Origin of the sequence: Bacillus andreraoultii, assembly GCF_001244735.1 — a bacterium.
In the GTDB taxonomy this organism is placed as follows: domain Bacteria; phylum Bacillota; class Bacilli; order Bacillales; family Caldibacillaceae; genus Caldifermentibacillus; species Caldifermentibacillus andreraoultii.
Genome location: NZ_LN868937.1, coordinates 1,373,254 through 1,395,249, shown reverse-complemented (window position 1 = coordinate 1,395,249; position 21,996 = coordinate 1,373,254). Strand labels below are relative to the sequence as shown.

Sequence of the window (21,996 nt, the reverse complement as noted above, 5' to 3'; positions counted from 1 at the left end):
AATTTTTTGTAAAAATGACAATCTCTCCTCTTATACTTATGCTCCTCATAAAAAATTAGAAGAAATTTAGCAGAATTTATTTACATATGTAATATAGCGTCAAATTATGTTAAACTGTTCTTTGGGAGTGATAATATGGATATTTTACTGTTAATTATGATGATTGTGTCCATTATCTTAATCGTTGTATCATTTTTTCTACCTGATCATACAAAAGAGTTAAGCGATGATGTGGAGCAACTTTCCATTCAAATGTACCAAGAAAGCTTTCAAATAAAGAAACGATTAAAGGTTTTGGAAGAAGAACTATTAATTCCGAATCCAAATGATTTAGATAAACAATCTTTATCGACTAAAAAGCCTAACCAAATTATCGTCGGTCAAGTTCGTCTTCTAAAAGACCAAGGTTTAACAATTGAGCAAATAGCTAAACAATCTGCTCTTACTGAAGATGAAGTTAGGCAAATTTTAGAAACGCAAGGATGGTCTAGTAATGAATAAGTTAAATGTCCGTTTCTTCAGTATCGGAATGCTAGTTGCAACCATCATTGTTTTGCTCTATGGATTTTTCTTTAATAATGAAAGTAATAAAACTGATCAGGCTGAAGCTAAAGAAGGTTATACATTAGTTGAAAATAACCGTCTTGACTTATTTAACGAGAAAATTGCTAATTTAGAAAAAGAAAATGAGCAATTGAAGGCAACGATTGAAAGTTACAAGAAGGAAAAATCAAAGGAACAAAAAGAAGTCGTGTATAAATTTCAAATTAGAGAAGGCATGAGCTTGGAAGATATTGCTAAAGGTTTAAACGGGATTTACATCATAACCGACCAAAAAGATTTTGTTAAATTCATGGTTAAAAATGGTTATGAAAAGAAAATACAACCCGGCGAGTTTTCATTCAAACAAGGAATGTCTAATAAAGAAATAGCAGAAATGATCACTAAATAAAAAAAGGAACAGCTTAGCGGTTATCCGCAACTGTTCCTTTTTTATTATTCGACCTCTTCCTCGTTCATCTCGGTTTCTTTTTGTTCTTCTCCATTTTCCTTATCATCTGATTTCTTTTCGTCTGTCTTCTCTTTTTTTAGTTCAAAATATTTTTCAAGAACTTTTGAAGCTACTTCATTATTCGGGTGACCAACAGGTGATTGTTTTCCATAATAAACATTTGGGAAAACAACTGAAATAGCCACTTCTGGATCATCATATGGAACATACCCAACAAATGATAAGTTTTCAGTTTGAATTAATGATTTTGTTGACTGGTTATAAAACCAACTTTGTCCTGTACCTGTCTTACCGGCAACGACAGCAGGAACATTATGAAAATAGCGCCTTGCCGTTCCTCGAGATCCATTGACAACACGCCAAAAACCTTGTTGTACTCGTTTAACCCATGCCTCTTTCATATCTACTCGATTAAGGACTTCCGGTTTCACTTCTTCTATAATAGATCCTAATTCTTTACTATCTTCATTTGGTTCACGAATTTCTTTAACAATTTGTGGTTTCATACGATACCCACCATTTGCAATCGTTGATACATATTGTGCTAGCTGTAGTGGCGTATACGTATCAAACTGACCAAAACCTAAATACAGTAATTCACCTGGGTTTGTTGGCTTATTTTGAATACCGACAACCTCATTATCAAAACCAATACCTGTTTTTGTCCCTAATCCAAATTGTGCATAATAACTACGCATTAAACTAATTTTATCCATATCGACGTTTAACGTACCATGAGGACGATACGTGCCACCAGCAACCCCTAAGGCAACTTTTGCCATGTAAATATTGGATGAACGTTCTAAAGCAGATAAATCATTAATCGTCCCCATTGAGGCAACAGAAGATATTTTTGTGCCGTCTCTAAATATCATCCGTTCATCTCGTAAATACGAACCTGGCTGTATAACTCCTGTTTGGTAACCCATTAATACGGTTGCCCCTTTTACAACAGAACCTGGTTCAAACGATGCCGTAAACGTACCATGGGCATAGTCATTAAATTTCCCAGTCTTACGATCATATTGCTTCCCGGCGAGAGATAAAATTTCCCCGGTTTTTGGATTCATAACAACGACAAACGCTTTATCAAAATAATTCGTCCTCGGATAGCGAACAATTCGAGCAATTTCGTTTTGAAGTATTTTTTCTACTTCTTTTTGTAACTCCATATCAATTGTTAATACAACATCTTTACCGCTTTTCCCTTCAGAAACACTCTGTGTATCAATGACTTCCCCTGACTTATTTGTAACTGTCTTTACTTTCGCTTTTTGACCTTGAAGAATATCTTCTAAAGTTTGTTCGATATAACTGTAACCAACTCGGTCATTTAAGCTATAACCTTTTGATTTATAATAATCAACTTTATCTTCAGGTAAACCTTGTTTTACACTACCAAGCATACCTCGAAACACTTTATCATACGTATAAGATCGTTCCCAGTCAGTTGTTACATCAACACCAGGTAAATTAGCAAGATTCTCACTAACTAATGCATATTCTCTATCCGTTACATTTTCATTTTTTACAATCGTAGGTGTTAATGCGGTTGCTGTGTAAATTTTCCTGAAAATAGCCGCAACATTTAAATCAACTGTGTTTTGCTCTTTTTCTGTAATCCGATCTAATTTCAGTTGATAAAGTTCCTTATCTTTTAATTTCTTCATTTCTTTCTTTGTTACTTTATCGTTCCCATTATTGTTTTCAAGTAGCCATAAATCTTTTTTATCCCGCTCTGTTACTTTATCTTTATCTTTTTCTGGCATTTTAATTAGTTTCGCTAATTGCTTTGCTGTGTTTAGTAATTCGTCAGGCTTTGGATGCTTTGGTGGGGTGTATATGATGGCTTTTTGCGGTACGTTATAAACAACTTTTCGATATTTATTATCATAAATTTCCCCACGAGGAACAGAATGATTAACCGAAATTTCATCTGTTTTTTCTACTTCATTCTTGTATTCTTCCCCTTTGACAATTTGAACGACTCCAAGTCTTAAAATAAGAATGGAAAACATAACAAATACAACAAAAAATAATATATTCATCCGAATTGGAATATGATTTTTTTTCTTTTGATTCTTTTGTCTAGGTTTCAAATAAATCAACCTCTTTCTCTTAACCGACAAATTTCACTATAAAATCCATACTTTCTATTTTATTCGATTTTCTTCTTTATTGCTAGAAAAAGGTTGTTAAAAATAAATGAATTCTTTTTGTAAATTTTGTTAGTACCCGAATCCGAGTATGGACGATAAAGAAAACTCAGGGCTCGAGCCTTTAGGCAACCAAAGAGACTAGAGTTCGCTTGATAAGAAAGTTTTTTGGCTTTGATGTAGCTGCTTAGGCCTTCCTTTTTCGCTGAAATTTGAAAATTTATACTTTCCTATTAGCTAAAAAAGAGATCTTTAAGAAAAGATCTCTTTCAGATTAATATGTCGAATAAAGAAGTAAATAAGTAAATAACCTGAACCAAGTATAACTAATATATAAGGTAGAGCAGATTTAACCGAAAACAAAGCGATAGACAATAAGAAAATGAGAATGGATATTGCCCTACCCCCATTAAGAAATAACTCTTTTACAACAATATATTCAATTCTCATCTCACTTGCCTTCCAACCACGTCCTATCACATCATAGGAAGTAGAATGGAATGGGACGAGAACAATTGGATATGAAAAAGCGATTACAGCGGAATAAATTAGAAAGATTGGATAAGACACGTGGAAAATAATTAAAAACACGGAGAGAAATAAGAAACACCCGCCTAATAAAATTGCTTTCATCCGATTATTCTTCTTAATATACCGACCTGCTAAATAATAAGTGACAAATGATACGATAGAATTAACAAAAGCATAGGTCCCTAATGCCATTTCACTACCAGTTGCGATAAAGACGTAAATGTTAATCACAAAAGCAAAGACACCTTCTCGAACACCTTGGAAAAAAGTTGCATTTGTTACCATTTTCCAATTTCTATTTCTTTTACGTTCCTTTATAATGGCAGAAAAAAGATACGTTCCTGATGCAGGCCGTTTTTTCATAAAAAAACTTAGTACGGTTGCTAAGCCAAATAGTCCTAAAGAAACGATAAAGATAATTGTATAGCCATAAAACTGTTTGAACTGCGAAATAATAAATCCAGCCGCAAGCGGTCCAATCATTCCTCCTAAGGAACTTAATATCCCAAAAAACCCATTAAAAAAGTCCCGTGTTTCAGGTTCCGTAATTTCAAAGGTCAATACATTATAGGCAAGCCAGTAAAATCCATATCCGATACCAAGAATTGTTCCAAGTAATAAAAGATATTTTCCCGAATCTGAACCCGTTAATAGAACAGAGATAAAAAATAAGGCAAGAAAAATAACACCTACACGAAGAACAATGATGCGATCAATTTTTTTCGCAATGCGCCCTGCAATTATAAAGGTAATTGGTTGCACGATAGTAATCGTCAAATTATAAACACCAATTTGAATAAGGTTTCCTGTTTGTTTCCATATATATACATTTACAAACGTATTGGATAAGGCGACACTTAGTGAATACAGACCACCTATAACTAATAATAGGAGGAAGTCTTTTGTTACATGAACATCGCCAAATAGCTTTTTATTTCTCAGTAATTTCATTACATACTCCCCTTTAATCTTATTGTCTGTAAATAAAGAGGAGATATACATGAGTAATAAACATTCATGTGGCAAAATATTACCGGTTATTTATATAGGAAGAGAAAAATGCTCATAAAAAAAACAGCAGGATTAAATTCACTGCCGTTTTCTTAACAATATATTATTTTGCTGCTTTGTACCGTTTTGCAACTTCATCCCAATTAACTACATTCCAAAATGCAGAAATATAATCTGGACGACGGTTTTGATATTTTAAGTAATAGGCATGTTCCCAAACATCTAATCCGAGAACTGGTGTTTTACCTTCCATTAATGGAGTGTCTTGGTTTGGTGTACTTGTAATTTCTAATTCACCATTATTGACAACAAGCCATGCCCAACCTGAACCAAAACGACCAGCAGCAGCTTTTGCAAATTCTTCTTTAAAAGATGCTACACTACCGAATTTGGCATTAATTGCATCTAGAAGTTCTCCCGTTGGTTCTCCACCACCATTTGGTGAAAGTAATTGCCAGAATAAAGAGTGGTTTGCGTGACCACCACCATTGTTTCGCACAGCTGTACGAATGTTTTCTGGAACTGCGTCTAAATTAGCGACTAATTCTTCAACAGTTTTATTTTCAAATTCTGTTCCTGCAACTGCATTATTTAAGTTTGTTACATATGTGTTATGATGTTTCGTATGGTGAATATTCATTGTTTCCTTATCAATATGTGGTTCTAGTGCATCGTAAGCATATGGTAATTGTGGTAATTCAAAAGCCATAATATTATTCCTCCTTATTTGAAAAAAATATGTAATTGGGCTTTAATTTATTCATTAAAACCTTTAATGTAAGATTAACAAAAGTTCACATTAGATTCAAATTTAATGCTTAAAAATTTCAAAATTAACCTTGACAGCGATTTATATGTTAAATGAATCGACAGTCCATCTTACATGTAACCATTTTTTTTGAGTTGCTTATTTCACAGCCTAACTTTATATAAGCTAATTCAGTAATAAAAAATGGCTAACAACAATTTGTTAGCCACGATATGATTCGTTTTATTCTTCCGTATCTTTAATTGCTAAAATACCTTGTGCAATATTTACCGCATGGTCTCCAATTCTTTCTAGATTAATTACCGTGTCCACAAATACGACACCAGCTTGACCATCACAAACACCTTCATTTACACGAATAATATGTTTTTTGCGAAGTTTCCGTTCCATTGAATCGATATCCTCTTCTTTACTCAGTACTAACTCAGCCTTTTTCTTATCACCTTGGTCTAACGCTTCAATTACTTCATTCACGGAAGAAATAGCTAGTGTAAACATTTGATGAATATCTTCTTTCGCAAAATCTGATAGTTTTACTTTATTATTTTGTTGATATTCACCAAGTTCAACAATATTTTCGAAATGATCTCCAACCCTCTCAATATCACGTACAGTATCTAACAATAAATTATGCAATTTCGATTCATGATCTAATAATGATGCAGAAGACAGTTTCACTAAGTAATCCGTTATTTTATGGTCTAAATTATTAATCGCATCTTCTAATTGCAAGGCTGTTTCTCGATATTTACCTTGGCCTGTTTCTATATAATTTTTTGATTCTTCTAGTCCTCTAAGTGCTAGTTTCCCCATTCGGATGACTTCTTCCTTAGCAGCCCCTAACGCAATGGATGGAGATTGTTCAATAAATATTGGATCTAATTGTTTTACTTTATAATCAATAAATGAATCTTCTCCTGGAATAATTTTTGTTACAACCCAAGCAAGAACACCAATAAACGGTAATTGAATAAGTGTATTTGTAAAGTTAAATGTACCGTGAGCAAAAGCGATAGTCATTTTTTCATTTAAGTGTAAACTATTTTGAATAAGTTCCATAAAGGCCGTAAAAGGTGTTAAAAAGATTAAAAAGATGATTGTTCCTATCACATTAAAAAGAACATGGCTTAATGCAGCTCGTTTTGCTGTAACGGAAGCTCCTAGAGATGCGAGTATTGCTGTAATTGTAGTTCCTATATTATCTCCAAACAATACAGGAAGTGCTGCGTCAAGTGTTATTAATCCATCTGCAAATAATCCTTGTAAAATACCAACCGTAGCACTTGAACTCTGAACAACTAGTGTGAATAGTGTTCCAACTAAGACACCCAAAATCGTATTATCACTCATACTTAATGTTAATTCTTGGAATGTTTGTAGATTACGTAAAGGTTTCATTCCTTCACTCATTAATTCTAATCCAAAGAAAAGACCACCAAATCCAAAAAGAATTTGTCCAATATAATGTACTTTCTTACTTTTAAAGAAAAATAAGAGAAATGATCCTATCGCCAATATTGGTAAAGCAAAGGCACCGATATCTATTCCGATAATAAAGGCTGTGACAGTAGTTCCGATATTTGCTCCCATAATTACTCCAATCGCTTGACGGAGATTCATAAACCCAGCACTAACAAGCCCCACTGTAATAACGGTAGTTCCTGAACTACTTTGGATGAGCATCGTTACAACCATACCTGCCAACACACCCATAACAGGATTTGTTGTAAACTTGTCCAGTATGTCACGGAGACGGTCTCCGGCAGACATTTGCAAACCTTCACCCATTGCTTTAATTCCAAACAAGAAAATACCAAGACCACCTAAAAACTCAAAAATCATTCGTTGTACATCCACTGATATTGTCAACCCCTAGTATGATTCTCTTCACTTCCAATTTAAAATTAATAATCTTTGACATAAGTGACATCATAAAAATTATTAACGGAATCTGAATAAAAAGTAAATATATTTTGCGATAAATTTACGTATAATTTACATTGCTCATTAATCTTACATTGTTATTTCATTTATATTACAATTTCATTTCAATGTGCTGGTGTTATTTTCCTATTTTTTCTTTTTATGGGATAATACTAATAATGGATTTTAGCTTATTAGGAGGAATAGAAACTGATGAATCTATTTACGCAATTTTATAAAAGTTTATATTCACCAAAAGATATCGCAGGGGTACGAAATCAAGGAATAGGAAAAACTATTTTATATATCCTTTTCATATCCATATTAACAATACTCCCTCTATTTATCACATTTGTTCAAGTATTTAATGAAACTTATACTCTTTCTGAACGAATGGTTAATAAGGAGCTACCAGATTTTCAGATTGAAGAGGGGCAACTAAAGGCAGATCTTGCAAAGCCTTTAATTATGAACGAAGCAAATAATACTACTTTCATATTTGATCCTACAGGGGAAATTAGTGTTGACAAAGCGGCTACATATCATAATGCAATAGCGCTTCTCGAATACGATGCAGTCATTTCCTTTAGTGGACAGACGGAAACAATGTCATACCGAACGCTTGGTATTGACAATTTAACTAAGCAAGATTTACAAAACTTTATCGATGGAATAGGTTCTCTAAAAACAGTCATTTTAGTTGTCACATTTGTTTTATATTATCTTATTCAAGTTGCAGGTCATTTAATCACGGTCACAGTACTCGCGCTAATCGGCCTTATCTTAAAAAACGCACTGAAACTCCAAATAAACTATGGCAACATTTGGAAGATGAGTGCTTATGCTCTCACTTTACCGGCGATGTTTTTTATGATTATGAATTATTTCCAAGCCGCAGTTCCATTTCGTTCAATAATCAATTGGGCAGTTATGATAATTATGCTTCATCTTGCTATGAAAGAAATAACGAATGAAGAAAAGTTAATTTAAAATTAATCTTTAAAGGAGCTGACTAAATAATGCAGCTCCTTTTTTTATATTCTATTATTCCTAATGTATATTTACTGAATCTATGAATATAAATTTATTAACAGTCTAGTAAATTTATTAAATAATAGAGGATGATTCTTCGATGAAAAAAGTATTAGGGATAGTGGCACTCGTTCTTATTGTATATGCGATTTATTCTGATATAACTACTGGTACGCTAATTGGAAAATCTTCTGAAGAAATCGTAGAAACAAGCCTTTCAATTCAATATATAGAAGTTCAAGTGAAGCCTGGCGATACACTATTGTCCTTAATTGAACAACAAGGTGGCTACCCTGACCAAGTATCAATTAATCAAATGATTGATGATTTTATTTCATTAAATGAAGGGATGAAACCTAATGATATGCAACCGGGAAAAGTATATAAAATTCCTATATACCAGCATGCTAACAATTAATGGTGCGGCTTTTTTTGCATTTTCATTAAATGCATCGTGTAACAACCCCTTTGAATCAATTTTTCTTACTACTTAAAAGGAAATATATGATAAAATGTAATGGAACAATTTCGTCCAGTATATTGAAATTCATGATAAGGGAGAGAGTATCCGTGGGTGAAATTACACATCGTACGAAGACACGTCCTGTTAAAGTCGGTAATTTGACGATTGGTGGAAATAACTTCGTATATATTCAAAGTATGACGACGACTAAAACACATGATGTAGAAGCAACCGTTGCACAGATTCATAGATTGGAAGAGGCCGGTTGTCAAATTGTCCGAGTAGCTGTACCTGATGAGCGAGCAGCTGATGCAATTCCAGAAATTAAAAGACAAATTAACATTCCATTAGTCGCGGATATTCATTTTAACTACAAATTAGCATTGAAAGCAATTGAAGGTGGAGTAGATAAAGTTCGAATCAATCCAGGAAATATTGGTAAAAAAGAAAAAGTTGAAGCAGTCGTTAAAGCAGCTAAAGAGAAAGGAATACCTATTCGTATCGGTGTTAACGCTGGTTCTTTAGAAAAGCATATCCTTGAAAAATACGGTTATCCAACGGCAGACGGAATGGTTGAAAGTGCTTTACATCACATTAAAATACTTGAAGAACTTGATTTTCATGATATTATCGTATCACTCAAAGCTTCAGATGTGAATTTAGCGATTGAGGCATACGAAAAGGCGGCAAAAGCGTTCGATTACCCACTCCATCTTGGTATTACCGAATCGGGGACCTTATTTGCCGGTACCGTAAAAAGTGCAGCTGGTTTGGGCGCAATTTTAAGCCGAGGGATTGGCAATACATTACGTGTTTCGCTAAGTGCCGATCCTGTTGAGGAAATCAAAGTCGCTCGTGAACTACTAAAAGACTTCGGACTCATTTCAAATGCTGCTACATTAGTCTCCTGCCCAACATGTGGCCGAATTGAGATTGATTTAATTAGCATTGCTAATGAAGTTGAAGAATACATTCAAAAAATTAAAGCACCGATTAAAGTTTCTGTTCTTGGTTGTGCTGTTAATGGTCCAGGAGAAGCAAAAGAGGCTGATATCGGAATAGCAGGTGCTAGAGGAGAAGGTCTCTTATTTAGGAAAGGTAAAATTGTCCGAAAAGTGCCAGAAGAAACGATGGTAGAAGAACTAAAAAAAGAAATAGATAAAATAGCCGAAGAATATTATAAAAGTGAAACAAATCAAATGTAGTCTTAAGGCTGTCCAATATAAAGGACAGCCTTTTCCCAGTATTCTACGGACTTCTTAGGTCTATATATTAAAAAAAGGGAGCTAAAAATAAGCCAATTATCGCTGATACTGCACCAATTCCTATAGCCCAATTACCTAATCCATTTTGTCCCTTACTCCGCGCTATAAATCCTAAAATGACCGCCGCTCCACCCAAAAGGACTGGTGAAACAAAAAGAGATAAAATGGCTAATGCTATTGCAATATACCCCATTCCTCTGCCAGATGCTCCTTGCTCCGTTTCAGTGTCTCGCTCGTGTACACGAATGGGCTCCGCTATTTCAGCAGCATTTTCCTCTTGATAATCATAACCGGTTAAATAATCATGGTAACCTTTATTTACATCATGAACATCCCGATTTTGGTTATTATCACTGTTATTTTGAACCATTCCTATAACCTCGCTTTCTTAGGGGTATTACTATTATTAGTTAATGGAATGGTTTTTAAACAGTTTAACATTTAACTTTATTACCAATAGATGAATGAATAAATTTTAATGGGAACAACGATGACAATATCCGTATACTTCAAATTTATGATCAGAAATAACATAATCTTTTAATTCATCTTTCACATGATCCATTGGGCAGTCCGTTATTTCTTTCGTTTTTCCACAACGCATACAAATAAAGTGATGATGATGTTCTCCTTTTGAACAGGAAAAGCGAAAATGTTTTTCACCTGATAATACGGTTGTTTCTAAAATTTCTAATTCAGCAAATAAAGATAAGTTACGATAAATGGTATCAAAACTTAAATTTGGATAATCTACTTTCATTCCTTCTAATATTTCTTTCGCCGTTAAATATTTATCATGAACAGCTAAATATTCCAGCATATCAACACGTCTACCTGTATGTTTATATCCTTTATCTTTTAAAACTTGAATTGCCTCAGATACATTCATTTATTCCACTTCCATTCATCATTGTTGATACCGCACTTTTCTATATAAAATGGCACCGACTAAAATAATCGCAGCAATAACGACAATGGTACCACCTGGAGCAATATTTAAGTAAAACCCGCTAATTAATCCTCCAATTACTGATATCTCACCGAATACAACCGAATAAAATAACGTTTGTTTAAAGCTTTTAGCTATACGAATACTTGATGCAACAGGCAAAGTCATTAAAGAGGAAACAAGTAGTACGCCAACGATTCGCATGGAGATTGCAATAACTAAAGCAACCGTTATAATAAAAATAAAATGAATCATATTTCCTGGAATTCCTACTGCTTTCGAATATTCCTCATCAAAAGATAATAAAAACAACTCTTTATATAAGAGAAATATAGTAAAGAGTACAAAAATACTTATTAGGATAATGATATATAAATCCATCCGTGAGACAGCACTAACACTCCCAAATAAATAACCAAATAAATCAGTTGTAAATCCATCTGCTAAAGAAATAAAAATTACACCTAGACCAACACCGAAAGACATGATGATTGGGATTGCTAATTCTTCATAATGCTTATAGACGGTTCGTAATTTTTCAATCAAAAGCGCCCCCACAACAGAAAAGAGCATTCCGCCATACAAAGGACTAATCATAGAAAATGGTAACCAATATTTACCTACCAATAAACTTGCAGCAATCCCAGATAATGTAACATGGCTTAACGCATCTGTAATTAATGCCATTTTCCGTACTACAATAAAAACCCCTAATAGCGGGGCAATAATTCCAATGATAATTCCAGTTAAAAAAGCATTTTGTAAAAACTCATAATGCAATATACTTTGGAACATATATCCGCCTCCAAAAAATCAGTCATGTACCGTTTGTAGACGTCTAAACTCCTCATGACTATAAAATAAACTTAATGTATGATTGTCTAGTTTTTCAAATTCATTTGTCGTACCATGAAAATAAACTTCTTTATTCAAACAGACAATATGACTTACTTTTTCTGAAATAACCCCAACATCATGGGTAACAAGAATTAACGTCATATTTCTTTCTTTATTTAATCGTTCTAATAATTGATAAAATTGAGCAACCCTTTTGACATCTATACCGACAGTTGGTTCATCAAGAATGAGCACTTCTGGATTGCTTACGATTGCTCTGGCAATAAATACACGTTGCTGTTGCCCACCAGACAGCTCTCCTATATTTCGATCCATATAGTTTGCCATTTCAACTGTTTCTAATGCTCGAACAACACTTTCCTTAATATCTTTTGGAAAAAAATGAAATAATCCAGTTTTTTTTGTTAATCCACTTCGGACTACTTCATAAACTGTAGCCGGGAAACCCGTGTTAAAAGAATTCGCTTTTTGTGAAACAAAGCCAATTTTTTCACGTTGTTTAAAAGTTTCTAACGGTTTTCCATAAAGAAAAATTTCTCCATCTTGTTTTTTTAAAATACCAAGTATTAATTTTAATAAGGTTGATTTTCCGGACCCGTTTGGTCCAACAATGGCTAAAAAATCACCCTTCTCAACTCGTATATGAATACGTTCCAACACGCTTTCTTGATCGTAATGATAATTCAAATTTTTTATTTCTATAATTGGTGTATCGTTCATTAAAATCACCTTTCAAAGTAGAGAAACTATTTAGGAATGATTACGATTTAGCTTTGTCTAGTATACATAAAAAAAATAATGATGTAAAGATATTTCTCCTTTTACAATCGATAAAGAAAACTCTGGGACGCTAGAGCCTTTAGGCAACCAAGAGACTAAATTTTGCCGAAAAAACTTTTTCGGCTGCGATGTATTGTTGCTAGAGCTTTCCTAGTATGTTAACAAAAAATGATTTTTCTCCTCTTACGTTAATCAATTGCCCTTTGGAGTCACCTTTTTTTATTGTTTACATACATTTATGGTGGGAGGAGATGAAATGAAGTTTCTTGAAAATATTATTAATATGAAAATCAATGGAATCACTGCTAAAGAATTAGTAAAATATGGAAAACAATTTAATATTAACGTAACACTTGATCAAGCAAATTCGATTGCTCAATTTTTACGAGGAAAAAATATTGATATTTTTAATGATGATGACCGTACGAAAGTAATCAAAGAAATAGCTAGTGTATGTGGACCACAGACAGCAAAAAAAGTAAATCAATTATTTATTATGCTTACAAAGTAAAGATTATACATGATAAAAAAATGGGTAATCCGGGAGATCTCATCATACTGTTCGACTCTTTGGACACCCATTATTTTTAATTACTTTAACTAGTAAGCTTTATCAGCCATAGGTAACAAATAGTTACTCACCGTTAACGATACGTTCAAGTACATTTTCATTAAATTTCTGATTGCGAAACATTTCAATTTCATATTTATATGGTGGTTTTTTATTATTTTTATCACTACCAACATAAGGTGTTTCAAGTATTTTCGGTATTTCTACTAATTGTGGATGATGGACGATATAATTTAGCGCATCAAAACCAATATAGCCGAAGCCAATGTTTTCATGTCTATCTTTTCCAGCACCTATCGGATTTTTACTATCATTAATATGCAATACTTTAATTCGGTCGACTCCAATGATTTTATCAAATTCATTTAATACACCATCGAAGTCATCTTTCACATGATAGCCAGCATCATTCGTATGACAAGTATCAAAACAAACCGATAGTCGATCATTATTTGTTACACCATCAATAATTTTTGCTAACTCATCAAAAGTTCGTCCAACTTCAGAACCTTTACCCGCCATCGTTTCTAAAGCAATCTGAACAGAAGACTTTTGAGTTAATACTTCATTTAAACCTTCAATAATTTTTGCAATACCAACATCTGCCCCTGCTCCAACATGGGCTCCTGGGTGTAATACAATTTGTTTTGCGCCTAATGCTTCTGTTCGTTCAATTTCAGATTGTAAAAAGTCTACACCAAGTCGAAATGTTGCTGGATTTGTTGTATTACCAATATTAATGATATAGGGTGCGTGGACAACAATTTCATCAATTCCATGTTCACGCATATGAGCATGTCCAGCTTCAATATTTAAGTCTTCAATTTTCTTTCTTCTTGTATTTTGTGGAGCTCCCGTATAAATCATGAACGTTGTCGAACCGTAAGAAACTGCCTCTTCACTTGCTGCTAATAACATTTTACTTCCACTCATTGACACATGTGAGCCAATTTTAAGCATTTATTTCCCCTCTTCCTATATAACCTTATTTTCTTTTTCTCAATTGTTTTCTTCTCTCTTTTTCAAGAAGTTCTTTTTGTTTTTTCTTATATCCAGGTTTTACCTTCTTTGGTTTTTTTATATTCACGTGAATTTGTTTTTCAACAGGTACTTGTCTTTTTCTACGGTTTTTCCTTTGATTCCGATCCTTTATCTCCTGAAGCTCACCATTTATTAGATCCATATCTTTTAATTGAATCCCCATATTTTCTAACTTATCAACTTTATACTCATCATTTTCATTAAGGATAATGAAAGAAGTACCCGTATATTCTCCGCGCCCTGTCCTTCCTGAACGATGAATGTAAAAGTTCAAATCATTTGGTAATTCATAATTAATGACATGACTAACACCATCAATATCAATACCTCTTGATGCAAGGTCAGTGGCGACAATATATTGATATTCTAAATCTCGAATTTTTGCCATCATTTTTTTTCGTTCTCTCGGTGTAAGGTCTCCGTGAATGAGACCAACTTTTATACCGCGTTCTGACAGTTGTCTGGCAAGTTCATCAGCTTTCGTTTTTGTATTGACAAAAATAATCGCTAAGAAAGGGTTTATTGCATTCATTAAATGATGAAGAAATTCAATTTTATCTCGATGACGCAATGGGATTAGTACATGTTCAATATTTTTTGCCGTCTTTTGCTTAGGATCAACTTGAACAAATTCAGGATTTTCCATGTATTTTTTTAAAAAAGGTTTTAACTTTTCTGGAATTGTTGCTGAGAAGACAAACATTTGTAAATCAGTTGGCATGGAACTAGCGATGCGATCAACTTCCTCAAGAAATCCTAAATCAATCATTAAATCTGCTTCATCGACAACCATTACCTTTGAAGTGTGAACAAATAAAGCTTGTTCCTTCACTAAATCAAGTACTCTCCCGGGAGTACCAACAACAATATGAGGTTGAACTTTCAATTTCTCAATTGTTCTCGTTTTATCAGTACCACCAACAAATAATTTTGTTTGTACCTCTTCACCTTTTGCACAAAATTTTGTCAGTCTTACGATTTCATGATAAATTTGATGTGCAAGTTCTCGGGTAGGTGCTGTAATTACCGCCTGAACAGCCATAACTGACGGATCAATTTTTGTTAGAATAGGCAATAAAAAAGCATGGGTCTTCCCCGTCCCAGTTTGCGACTGTCCAACTAAAGATACACCTTTTAATGCTTTTGAAATAATCCGTTCCTGTATATCTGTAGGTTCAATAAATCCAATATGATCTAACCCTTCATATAAAAAAGGCTTCAGCGAAAACCTCGTAAATTTTGTTTTATGCATAGTTAACTCCTCACATTACGTCCTAATTAATGATTTCATCTTATTATTATACATAAATCGACTAAATAACTCTACTTTCCGATAATTTTTTCCGACTGACGAAAGCGAATCGGGTTGCATATTGTAATAGGAGAGTGAATGGGATATAAGGAGGAAAGTGCAATGCCACCAAGATTACAACAAAGAAGGCCACCGAATCAATACCCATTTTTCCAACAACCACCGATACGAAGAAATCGAATGGCTAGAGGTATACAAGGGGGTTTTTACCAACATGGACACGCTCCACAAGGAATGAACAGACAACTACCAAGGCGTGGAGGGTTCCTTTCAAGACTGTTAGGTGGAAGGCAAAATCAAGCGATAAGGTCTATGCAACAACCGATCAACCCTTTCCAATTTGGGAGTGGAATTGGTATACAAGAACAAACTGGCATCAAAAGTTTTCTAAGCGCCGATTCAATTTCTAAGTTTTTAGGGCAAACACAACAAGTGTTACGGACAGGACAGCAAATTGGATCCATGGTTCAACAATATGGCCCATTAGTAAGAAATTTGCCGGCTTTATGGAAAATTTATCGAGGATTTCAAAATAATGATTCTGAAGAGTCTGAGGAAAGTAATGAATCTGTAGACGGTGAAGGTAAAAAAGATGGCGAACAAACAGAAGAGCAACAAGTAGATAAGAAACATGTAGACATAGACGATACTACTTCAGATGATCATCAACTCTTAAACGATGACAAAGAAGAAATAAATCATAATACGAATGAGTCATTAACAATAAAATCTAAAACAACTGGGAAGAAAAAAAACAATAAAAAAGAAAGCAAACCAAAGGAATCCATACCTAAATTGTATATATAATCATAGGCAGTGAATAGATCTTAAAAGTTAAGAAACATCATATAGTTTTCATCAGTTTCGTAATGACTCACTATTCACTGCTTTTACTATTATTTTTAACGACTAAGTATACTTTGAGTTATGTAGAATTGTTCGCTATAATGTATCTATAATCTTTTTAGATTAAGAGGAGGTACTTATCATGGAAGTAATTAAAGTGTCCCCCCGCGGTTATTGCTACGGTGTTGTTGATGCGATGGTTATCGCAAAAAATGCCGCTTTAGATAAAAACTTACCTAGACCCATTTATATTCTCGGTATGCTTGTCCATAATCAAAATGTAACGGATGCATTTAAAGAGGAAGGGATTATCACTTTAGACGGAAGCAATCGAAAAGAAATTCTGGAAAAGGTTAATCATGGCACAGTTATATTCACCGCTCACGGTGTTTCACCAGAAGTTAGACAAATTGCTAAAGAAAAAGGTCTTGTAACAATTGACGCTACTTGTCCTGATGTAACAAAAACTCATGTTTTAATTGAAGAGAAAACAAAAGCGGGCTATGAAGTGATTTACATTGGTAAAAAAGGTCATCCAGAGCCAGAAGGTGCTGTAGGTGTTGCACCAGGTCTCGTTTATTTAGTGTCTTCAACTGAAGAGATAAATCAATTAAATATTAATAATGACAAAATTATCATTACAAATCAAACGACGATGAGCCGTTGGGATGTTGAGGAGTTAATGGAGTTATGTTTAACAAAATATCCTCACGCAGAGATACATAACGAAATCTGCCAAGCTACTCAAGTAAGACAAGAGGCCGTTGCACAACAAGCTGGAGAAGCGGATGTCCTCATCGTTGTTGGTGATCCGAAGAGTAATAATTCTAACCGCCTCGCCCAAGTCTCTGAAGAAATAGCCGGAACGAAGTCATATCGTGTTCAAGATGTTACTGAGATAAAGATTGACTGGATTAAAGAGGCTAAAAAGGTCGCTGTTACTTCTGGGGCATCTACACCAACACCAATTACGAAAGAAGTTATCAATTTTCTTGAACAGTTTGATGCAACTGATGAAACTACGTGGGTGCGTGAAAGAAAAATTCCACTGACAAAAATTTTACCAAAAGTAAAGATTGTAAAATAATAAAGAAAACTCGGAGACGCTTGAACCTTTGGGCAACCAAACAACATAGCTCGCAGGAAAGAGAGTTTTTCGGCTTTGATATAGCTGTAAGAGCCTTCCTTGTACGCTTATGAGTATTGGAAAATAGAAGTTGGAATATTTATTCTTTCTTATTAGCTAAGAAGGGACTCTGAACTAATAATGATTTAGTCATGAGTCCTTTTTTTGAAGTCTTTACGTTTAAATAAATTGACATGGTTCTGTATTGATTGATGATGGAATAAAATTCACTTGATAGTTTTCTTGGTTACTTAATTCCATCATCTTATGAGCAACGCCTTCCTTCATTACTTTCTCGATATTATGACCAGGGTCAATTATATTTAACCCATCTAATTTTGCATCGATTGCGGTATGATAATATAAATCACCCGTAATAAACACATCCGCCCCTTTAAAAATGGCTGTTTTATAATATTTGCCACCATCTCCACCTAGTATCGCCACTTTCTTAATTTTATCATCCAGATTACCAACAACACGTACCCCGTTAACATCTAAAACATTTTTTATATATGTAGCAAAATCCTTTAATGTTATTTCTTTTTCCAAATATCCAATCCTACCTAATCCAAACGTTTCTCCCTTTATATGTAACGGATATATATCAAACGCTGGTTCTTCATATGGGTGCGCCTGGTACATTGCTTTTAAAACTTTTCTTTCCAAATTCTCCGGAAATACCGTTTCAATTCTTTCTTCATTTACTTCTTCTAATTTACCAACTTGTCCAATATACGGATTTGTATTTTCTCCTGGTAGAAACCGACCAATACCACTCGCAGTAAACGAACAATGGCTGTAATTACCGATAAATCCTGCCCCAGCATCACCGAGTGCATTACGAACAGATTCTGATGCGTCTTTCGGTGTATACACAACGAGTTTCTTGAGGGATTCTTCATAAGTAGGAACGAGTACTTCTGTATTTTTCAACCCAATACGATCAGCGAGTAAATCATTAACTCCGCCAGTTGCAACATCAAGATTCGTATGTGCAGCATAAACGGCGATATCATGTTTGATAAGCTTTGTAATTATTTTCCCGTAAGCATCTTCTGTGCGAATTGTTTTTAACGGGCTATAGATTAGTGGATGATGACTGATAATTAGCTGTACATCTTTCTCAATCGCCTCATCGACTACTTCTTCTGTAACATCTAAAGCAACAAGGACATTTTTAATCGGCTGATTTAACGAGCCAACGAGCAAACCAATTTTATCACCTTCCATTGCAAGTCTCTTAGGTGCAAATTGTTCAAAAAGCTGAATGATTTCATATCCGTTTGGAATTTTCATTTGGATAAACCTCCTCATACCACTCAATAAATTGTTTTATTTCCTCTTTCTTTTTAGTAATTCCATCACTAACACTCGCTTTTGCTAACTGTTCATAAACTCGTAGCCATTCATTATACTCTCTTGACCACTTCTTTATAAAAGGAAAAGCTTGGTCTTCTTTAAGAAGGAAAGGCCCAAATAAAATTTCCTTTTCCATATCTTTTTTATTGTACGGATTTGTCGGTTCTCCCCTTTCTGCGATTAAAATTTCATATATGTGGCCATCCTCTTCTAAAATTGATTCGTTTATTAATTCCCATCCATTATTCAAAAACCATTTACGAATTGTATTTGCTGAGATATTTGGTTGTAAAATAAGTCGTTTCACATTTGCCGTCGTTAATTGATTTTTCCCTTGTTCCAGTATTGAAGAAATTAAAGCTCCTCCCATTCCAGCAATAGTTATGCAGTCAATTTTTTCACCATTTTTAATGACGGATAGTCCATCACCCTTTCGAACGTCAATCTGTTTATCATACCCAGCAGCCTCTACACTAGCCTTAGCCGCATTGTATGGTCCTTCTGCTACTTCACCTGCTATCGCTTCTTTAATTAGACCATTTTGCATAGCATAAATTGGTAAATAGGCGTGATCAGACCCTATATCAGCAAGTGTACTATCCTCAGGAATATATGAGGCTACTCTTTTTAATCTTTCAGACAACTTTATCATATAAAATGATTCACCATGCTTTCTATTCTTTTAACATATATAAAATTACAGGAAAACTGAGAGAATTTCAATGAAAGCGAAAAGGACCTCCAATCCATCTAACATAATATTGCTTAGGAAATTGGAAGTCCTCTATTATATTATTTAAGTGACGACAGCCACTCCGTCATTGCATCGATACTTTCCGCTGGAACAAGTCCTTTTGGCATCGCACCCCGGCCATTTTGTAAGACATCTTTAATTTCATCAGCAGATAGACGTTCACCAACATTTTTTAACTCAGGACCCATTGCCCCTTCATAGTTTTCACCATGACAACTAATACAGTTTTGCGCATAGATTTCCTCAGGAGATCCCGCTTCAGCAGTGCTTTCTTTTTTTGATTCTTCGCCACCTGCTTCTTTACTATCATTAACCCCTATAATTGATAATGCCACAATTAGTCCAATTCCAAAGACCATAATTAATAGATAAGGAAATACTGCATTGCGTTTCATCACTCTCTCCCCTTTTCCTATTACTAATAATCATTTACAAACTATTCTTATTTTACTTGAAAATCGAGTGAAGTGGAAGTATTTAACACTATATTCATGTTGATTTTATCTAAAAGACACAAAAAATTCATATATATCTATTGACACCTTTCGACATTAACAGCCGATTTGTCTCGCGATAACAAGTCGTTGAATTTCAGATGTGCCCTCCCCAATTTCCAATAATTTTGCATCCCGCATGTATCGCTCCACATGATATTCTCTCATATAACCATTCCCACCGTGAATTTGAACTGCTTGGCTTGTTATTTCCATACACATTTCAGAAGCAAATAATTTACAAATTGATGCTTCTTTCGTAAATGGACGTCCCTGATCTTTTAACCATGCAGCTTTATATACCATTGTTCGAGCTAGTTCTATTTTCATTGCCATATCTGCTAGTTTAAATTGAATTGCTTGGTTTCTCGCTATGGCTTTACCAAACTGTTCACGTTCTTTCGCATACTGTAATGACTTTTCAAATGCTGCTTGTGCAATTCCTACTGCCATTGCGCCGATTCCAATTCTTCCACCATCTAATGTAACTAAAAATTGTTTAAATCCTTCTCCTCTTTTTCCAAGTAAATTTTCTTCTGGGACGATTACATTCGTAAAAGAAAGCTCTGTTGTATTAGAAGCGTGAAGGCCCATTTTCTCCTCGTACTCTGTAATTTGAAAACCATCTGTATCTGTAGGGACGATGATTGCGCTAATCTCTTTATTTGATTCTTTTCTATTCGTAATTGCAGTTATTGCTAAAAATTTTGCGTAACTTGCATTTGTTATGAAACATTTATTCCCATTAATAACAAAATTCCCATCTTTTGCAATTGCTGTCGTTTTTGTCCCACCTGCATCTGAGCCCGCACCAGGTTCTGTAAGTCCGAATGCACCTAACGATTCCCCACTACATATTTGTGTTAAATATTTTTCTTTTTGCTCTTTCGTACCAAATAAATGAAGTGGTGCTCCTCCAAGAGAAATATGGGCCGAATATGTTATACCAGTAGAAGCACATACCTTACTTAACTCTTCAACTACAATCGCAAAACTAATCGTATCGGCACCCGATCCCCCATATTCTTCAGGAAATGGCAGACCCATTAGTCCTAATTCACTTAATTGTTTAAAAATCTCCCTTGGAAACAGTTTTGTACGATCCCTTTCTAAAACGTCTTTCGCAACTACTTCTTCTGCAAATTCCCTTATTGTTTTTTGAATCAATTTTTGTTCATCTGTCAAATGAAAATTCATTCACTCAACCCCTTTTTAATTAATGTCCTATTCTAACCATATGAATTTGTCTGCGCTTTCATTAGTGGTAATTTACTTTCTTTGTTTAAGTTTCTTCAACTTCTGTTACTAACCATTGGGTTTTGTAATACAAAACGATCTAAATAATAAATCAATTCATGCTCATCTCATATATTTTTTGGATTTTCTTTACAAAGGAATTTGCAAATTCATTTATTTTTATATAAAATAGATGACAAATAACATGTAAGCGAATACGAACAGATTTCAGTTAAGGTAGGTTATCAAAGAGAACGAAAGGATACTTTGGTGTCCAATCTTTAAGTAAGAGCAAAAGACGTAGTTTACTGGAAAACCAATTTTTTAACGGTGAAGGGTTATACTGCCAAATTCTCAAATTTCGTTTGGAAAGAAGTAAATAGAGATTTATGAGAACCAATCGATAATAAAGAAAACTCTCGGACGCGCTTGAGCTTTCAGATAACCAAAGAGACTAACGTTTGCTTGGATAAGAAAGAGAGCTTTTCGGCTTTGATGTAGCCGC

The 21,996-nt window shown here is 34.2% G+C and carries 22 protein-coding genes; 8 read left to right on the top strand and 14 right to left on the bottom strand.

All coding sequences use genetic code 11. The features are described from left to right. The first annotated feature begins 135 nt into the window (after positions 1-135). On the top strand, positions 136-501 hold the full coding sequence (locus BN2144_RS11795; protein ID WP_033828410.1) for a hypothetical protein: 366 nt from the start codon (positions 136-138) through the stop codon (positions 499-501). After that, positions 494-952: an endolytic transglycosylase MltG gene (locus tag BN2144_RS11790; RefSeq protein WP_050632297.1), complete on the top strand. Its 459-nt coding sequence runs from the start codon at positions 494-496 to the stop codon at positions 950-952. Before BN2144_RS11795 ends, BN2144_RS11790 begins: the two co-directional genes overlap by 8 nt. Before the next feature lie 44 nt (positions 953-996). Here the strand turns inward: BN2144_RS11790 and BN2144_RS11785 are convergent, their stop codons facing one another. From BN2144_RS11785 to BN2144_RS11770, 4 genes are all read right to left on the bottom strand, one after another. Continuing rightward, a complete protein-coding gene (locus tag BN2144_RS11785) occupies positions 997-3,060 on the bottom strand; it encodes a peptidoglycan D,D-transpeptidase FtsI family protein (RefSeq protein WP_082195224.1) in 2,064 nt (687 codons plus the stop codon). A 360-nt stretch (positions 3,061-3,420) separates the two neighbouring features. Continuing rightward, the gene (locus BN2144_RS11780; RefSeq protein ID WP_033828408.1) at positions 3,421-4,650 is read right to left on the bottom strand and encodes an MFS transporter; all 1,230 of its coding nucleotides are present in this window, start codon (positions 4,648-4,650) and stop codon (positions 3,421-3,423) included. Between the two features lie 163 nt (positions 4,651-4,813). Next, positions 4,814-5,419 carry a superoxide dismutase SodA gene (gene sodA / locus BN2144_RS11775; protein WP_033828407.1) on the bottom strand — a complete coding sequence of 202 codons (606 nt, stop codon included), beginning with the start codon at positions 5,417-5,419 and terminating at the stop codon, positions 4,814-4,816. A 282-nt stretch (positions 5,420-5,701) separates the two neighbouring features. Further along, positions 5,702-7,342, bottom strand: coding sequence for a Na/Pi cotransporter family protein (locus tag BN2144_RS11770; protein WP_187367043.1), 1,641 nt, complete (start codon positions 7,340-7,342; stop codon positions 5,702-5,704). A gap of 273 nt (positions 7,343-7,615) precedes the next feature. On the opposite strand from BN2144_RS11770, the gene BN2144_RS11765 reads away from it, so the two are divergent. The 3 genes from BN2144_RS11765 (at position 7,616) to ispG (ending at position 10,102) form a co-directional block, all read left to right on the top strand. After that, complete coding sequence (locus BN2144_RS11765; protein WP_033828406.1) at positions 7,616-8,392, top strand: DUF1189 domain-containing protein; 777 nt, start codon at positions 7,616-7,618, stop codon at positions 8,390-8,392. Between the two features lie 142 nt (positions 8,393-8,534). Beyond that, positions 8,535-8,852, top strand: coding sequence for a hypothetical protein (locus BN2144_RS11760; protein ID WP_033828405.1), 318 nt, complete (start codon positions 8,535-8,537; stop codon positions 8,850-8,852). A 131-nt stretch (positions 8,853-8,983) separates the two neighbouring features. Beyond that, positions 8,984-10,102, top strand: coding sequence for a flavodoxin-dependent (E)-4-hydroxy-3-methylbut-2-enyl-diphosphate synthase (gene ispG, locus BN2144_RS11755; protein ID WP_187367003.1), 1,119 nt, complete (start codon positions 8,984-8,986; stop codon positions 10,100-10,102). A 67-nt stretch (positions 10,103-10,169) separates the two neighbouring features. Here the strand turns inward: ispG and BN2144_RS11750 are convergent, their stop codons facing one another. From BN2144_RS11750 to BN2144_RS11735, 4 genes are all read right to left on the bottom strand, one after another. After that, on the bottom strand, positions 10,170-10,532 hold the full coding sequence (locus tag BN2144_RS11750; protein WP_033828403.1) for a hypothetical protein: 363 nt from the start codon (positions 10,530-10,532) through the stop codon (positions 10,170-10,172). A 105-nt stretch (positions 10,533-10,637) separates the two neighbouring features. Next, positions 10,638-11,051 carry a Fur family transcriptional regulator gene (locus tag BN2144_RS11745; protein ID WP_033828402.1) on the bottom strand — a complete coding sequence of 138 codons (414 nt, stop codon included), beginning with the start codon at positions 11,049-11,051 and terminating at the stop codon, positions 10,638-10,640. A gap of 18 nt (positions 11,052-11,069) precedes the next feature. After that, positions 11,070-11,906: a metal ABC transporter permease gene (locus BN2144_RS11740; protein WP_033828401.1), complete on the bottom strand. Its 837-nt coding sequence runs from the start codon at positions 11,904-11,906 to the stop codon at positions 11,070-11,072. Between the two features lie 18 nt (positions 11,907-11,924). Next, complete coding sequence (locus BN2144_RS11735; RefSeq protein ID WP_033828400.1) at positions 11,925-12,689, bottom strand: metal ABC transporter ATP-binding protein; 765 nt, start codon at positions 12,687-12,689, stop codon at positions 11,925-11,927. Between the two features lie 316 nt (positions 12,690-13,005). Between BN2144_RS11735 and BN2144_RS11730 the strand changes: the two genes are divergently transcribed. Then, on the top strand, positions 13,006-13,260 hold the full coding sequence (locus BN2144_RS11730) for a DUF2624 domain-containing protein (RefSeq protein ID WP_033828399.1): 255 nt from the start codon (positions 13,006-13,008) through the stop codon (positions 13,258-13,260). Positions 13,261-13,383: 123 nt separating this feature from the next. Here BN2144_RS11730 and BN2144_RS11725 read toward each other — a convergent pair whose 3' ends face one another. Together BN2144_RS11725 and BN2144_RS11720 are read right to left on the bottom strand one after the other, a co-directional pair. Continuing rightward, a complete protein-coding gene (locus BN2144_RS11725; protein ID WP_033828398.1) occupies positions 13,384-14,280 on the bottom strand; it encodes a deoxyribonuclease IV in 897 nt (298 codons plus the stop codon). A gap of 25 nt (positions 14,281-14,305) precedes the next feature. Further along, entirely contained in the window at positions 14,306-15,613 is a 1,308-nt protein-coding gene (locus BN2144_RS11720) for a DEAD/DEAH box helicase (protein ID WP_033828397.1), read from the bottom strand. Between the two features lie 162 nt (positions 15,614-15,775). Here BN2144_RS11720 and vrrA point away from each other — a divergent pair, with 162 nt between their 5' ends. Then, entirely contained in the window at positions 15,776-16,480 is a 705-nt protein-coding gene (gene vrrA / locus BN2144_RS11715) for a VrrA/YqfQ family protein (protein WP_187367002.1), read from the top strand. A 181-nt stretch (positions 16,481-16,661) separates the two neighbouring features. Further along, positions 16,662-17,606 carry a 4-hydroxy-3-methylbut-2-enyl diphosphate reductase gene (locus tag BN2144_RS11710; RefSeq protein ID WP_033828396.1) on the top strand — a complete coding sequence of 315 codons (945 nt, stop codon included), beginning with the start codon at positions 16,662-16,664 and terminating at the stop codon, positions 17,604-17,606. 219 nt (positions 17,607-17,825) lie between these two features. Here BN2144_RS11710 and BN2144_RS11705 read toward each other — a convergent pair whose 3' ends face one another. The 4 genes from BN2144_RS11705 to BN2144_RS11690 all read right to left on the bottom strand — a co-directional run bounded on the left by BN2144_RS11705 (position 17,826) and on the right by BN2144_RS11690 (position 21,452). Further along, positions 17,826-18,944 carry a Nif3-like dinuclear metal center hexameric protein gene (locus BN2144_RS11705; RefSeq protein WP_033828395.1) on the bottom strand — a complete coding sequence of 373 codons (1,119 nt, stop codon included), beginning with the start codon at positions 18,942-18,944 and terminating at the stop codon, positions 17,826-17,828. Then, positions 18,922-19,659 carry a tRNA (adenine(22)-N(1))-methyltransferase gene (locus BN2144_RS11700; protein ID WP_033828394.1) on the bottom strand — a complete coding sequence of 246 codons (738 nt, stop codon included), beginning with the start codon at positions 19,657-19,659 and terminating at the stop codon, positions 18,922-18,924. Before BN2144_RS11700 ends, BN2144_RS11705 begins: the two co-directional genes overlap by 23 nt. A gap of 140 nt (positions 19,660-19,799) precedes the next feature. Beyond that, on the bottom strand, positions 19,800-20,156 hold the full coding sequence (gene cccA, locus BN2144_RS11695) for a cytochrome c550 (protein WP_033828393.1): 357 nt from the start codon (positions 20,154-20,156) through the stop codon (positions 19,800-19,802). 156 nt (positions 20,157-20,312) lie between these two features. Beyond that, positions 20,313-21,452: an acyl-CoA dehydrogenase family protein gene (locus BN2144_RS11690; protein ID WP_033828392.1), complete on the bottom strand. Its 1,140-nt coding sequence runs from the start codon at positions 21,450-21,452 to the stop codon at positions 20,313-20,315. Positions 21,453-21,996 lie beyond the last annotated feature (544 nt).

What these genes read in the sequence shown, in the direction of transcription:
- sodA (WP_033828407.1), bottom strand. Translation starts at nt 5,419, where the DNA reads ATGGCTTTTGAATTACCACAATTACCATATGCTTACGATGCACTAGAA.
- BN2144_RS11720 (WP_033828397.1), bottom strand. Translation starts at nt 15,613, where the DNA reads ATGCATAAAACAAAATTTACGAGGTTTTCGCTGAAGCCTTTTTTATAT.
- BN2144_RS11790 (WP_050632297.1), top strand. Translation starts at nt 494, where the DNA reads ATGAATAAGTTAAATGTCCGTTTCTTCAGTATCGGAATGCTAGTTGCA.
- cccA (WP_033828393.1), bottom strand. Translation starts at nt 20,156, where the DNA reads ATGAAACGCAATGCAGTATTTCCTTATCTATTAATTATGGTCTTTGGA.
- BN2144_RS11795 (WP_033828410.1), top strand. Translation starts at nt 136, where the DNA reads ATGGATATTTTACTGTTAATTATGATGATTGTGTCCATTATCTTAATC.
- BN2144_RS11730 (WP_033828399.1), top strand. Translation starts at nt 13,006, where the DNA reads ATGAAGTTTCTTGAAAATATTATTAATATGAAAATCAATGGAATCACT.
- BN2144_RS11735 (WP_033828400.1), bottom strand. Translation starts at nt 12,689, where the DNA reads ATGAACGATACACCAATTATAGAAATAAAAAATTTGAATTATCATTAC.
- BN2144_RS11745 (WP_033828402.1), bottom strand. Translation starts at nt 11,051, where the DNA reads ATGAATGTATCTGAGGCAATTCAAGTTTTAAAAGATAAAGGATATAAA.
- ispG (WP_187367003.1), top strand. Translation starts at nt 8,984, where the DNA reads ATGATAAGGGAGAGAGTATCCGTGGGTGAAATTACACATCGTACGAAG.
- BN2144_RS11750 (WP_033828403.1), bottom strand. Translation starts at nt 10,532, where the DNA reads ATGGTTCAAAATAACAGTGATAATAACCAAAATCGGGATGTTCATGAT.
- vrrA (WP_187367002.1), top strand. Translation starts at nt 15,776, where the DNA reads ATGCCACCAAGATTACAACAAAGAAGGCCACCGAATCAATACCCATTT.
- BN2144_RS11690 (WP_033828392.1), bottom strand. Translation starts at nt 21,452, where the DNA reads ATGAATTTTCATTTGACAGATGAACAAAAATTGATTCAAAAAACAATA.
- BN2144_RS11780 (WP_033828408.1), bottom strand. Translation starts at nt 4,650, where the DNA reads ATGAAATTACTGAGAAATAAAAAGCTATTTGGCGATGTTCATGTAACA.
- BN2144_RS11710 (WP_033828396.1), top strand. Translation starts at nt 16,662, where the DNA reads ATGGAAGTAATTAAAGTGTCCCCCCGCGGTTATTGCTACGGTGTTGTT.
- BN2144_RS11760 (WP_033828405.1), top strand. Translation starts at nt 8,535, where the DNA reads ATGAAAAAAGTATTAGGGATAGTGGCACTCGTTCTTATTGTATATGCG.
- BN2144_RS11785 (WP_082195224.1), bottom strand. Translation starts at nt 3,060, where the DNA reads ATGAATATATTATTTTTTGTTGTATTTGTTATGTTTTCCATTCTTATT.
- BN2144_RS11725 (WP_033828398.1), bottom strand. Translation starts at nt 14,280, where the DNA reads ATGCTTAAAATTGGCTCACATGTGTCAATGAGTGGAAGTAAAATGTTA.
- BN2144_RS11765 (WP_033828406.1), top strand. Translation starts at nt 7,616, where the DNA reads ATGAATCTATTTACGCAATTTTATAAAAGTTTATATTCACCAAAAGAT.
- BN2144_RS11705 (WP_033828395.1), bottom strand. Translation starts at nt 18,944, where the DNA reads ATGAAAATTCCAAACGGATATGAAATCATTCAGCTTTTTGAACAATTT.
- BN2144_RS11700 (WP_033828394.1), bottom strand. Translation starts at nt 19,659, where the DNA reads ATGATAAAGTTGTCTGAAAGATTAAAAAGAGTAGCCTCATATATTCCT.
- BN2144_RS11740 (WP_033828401.1), bottom strand. Translation starts at nt 11,906, where the DNA reads ATGTTCCAAAGTATATTGCATTATGAGTTTTTACAAAATGCTTTTTTA.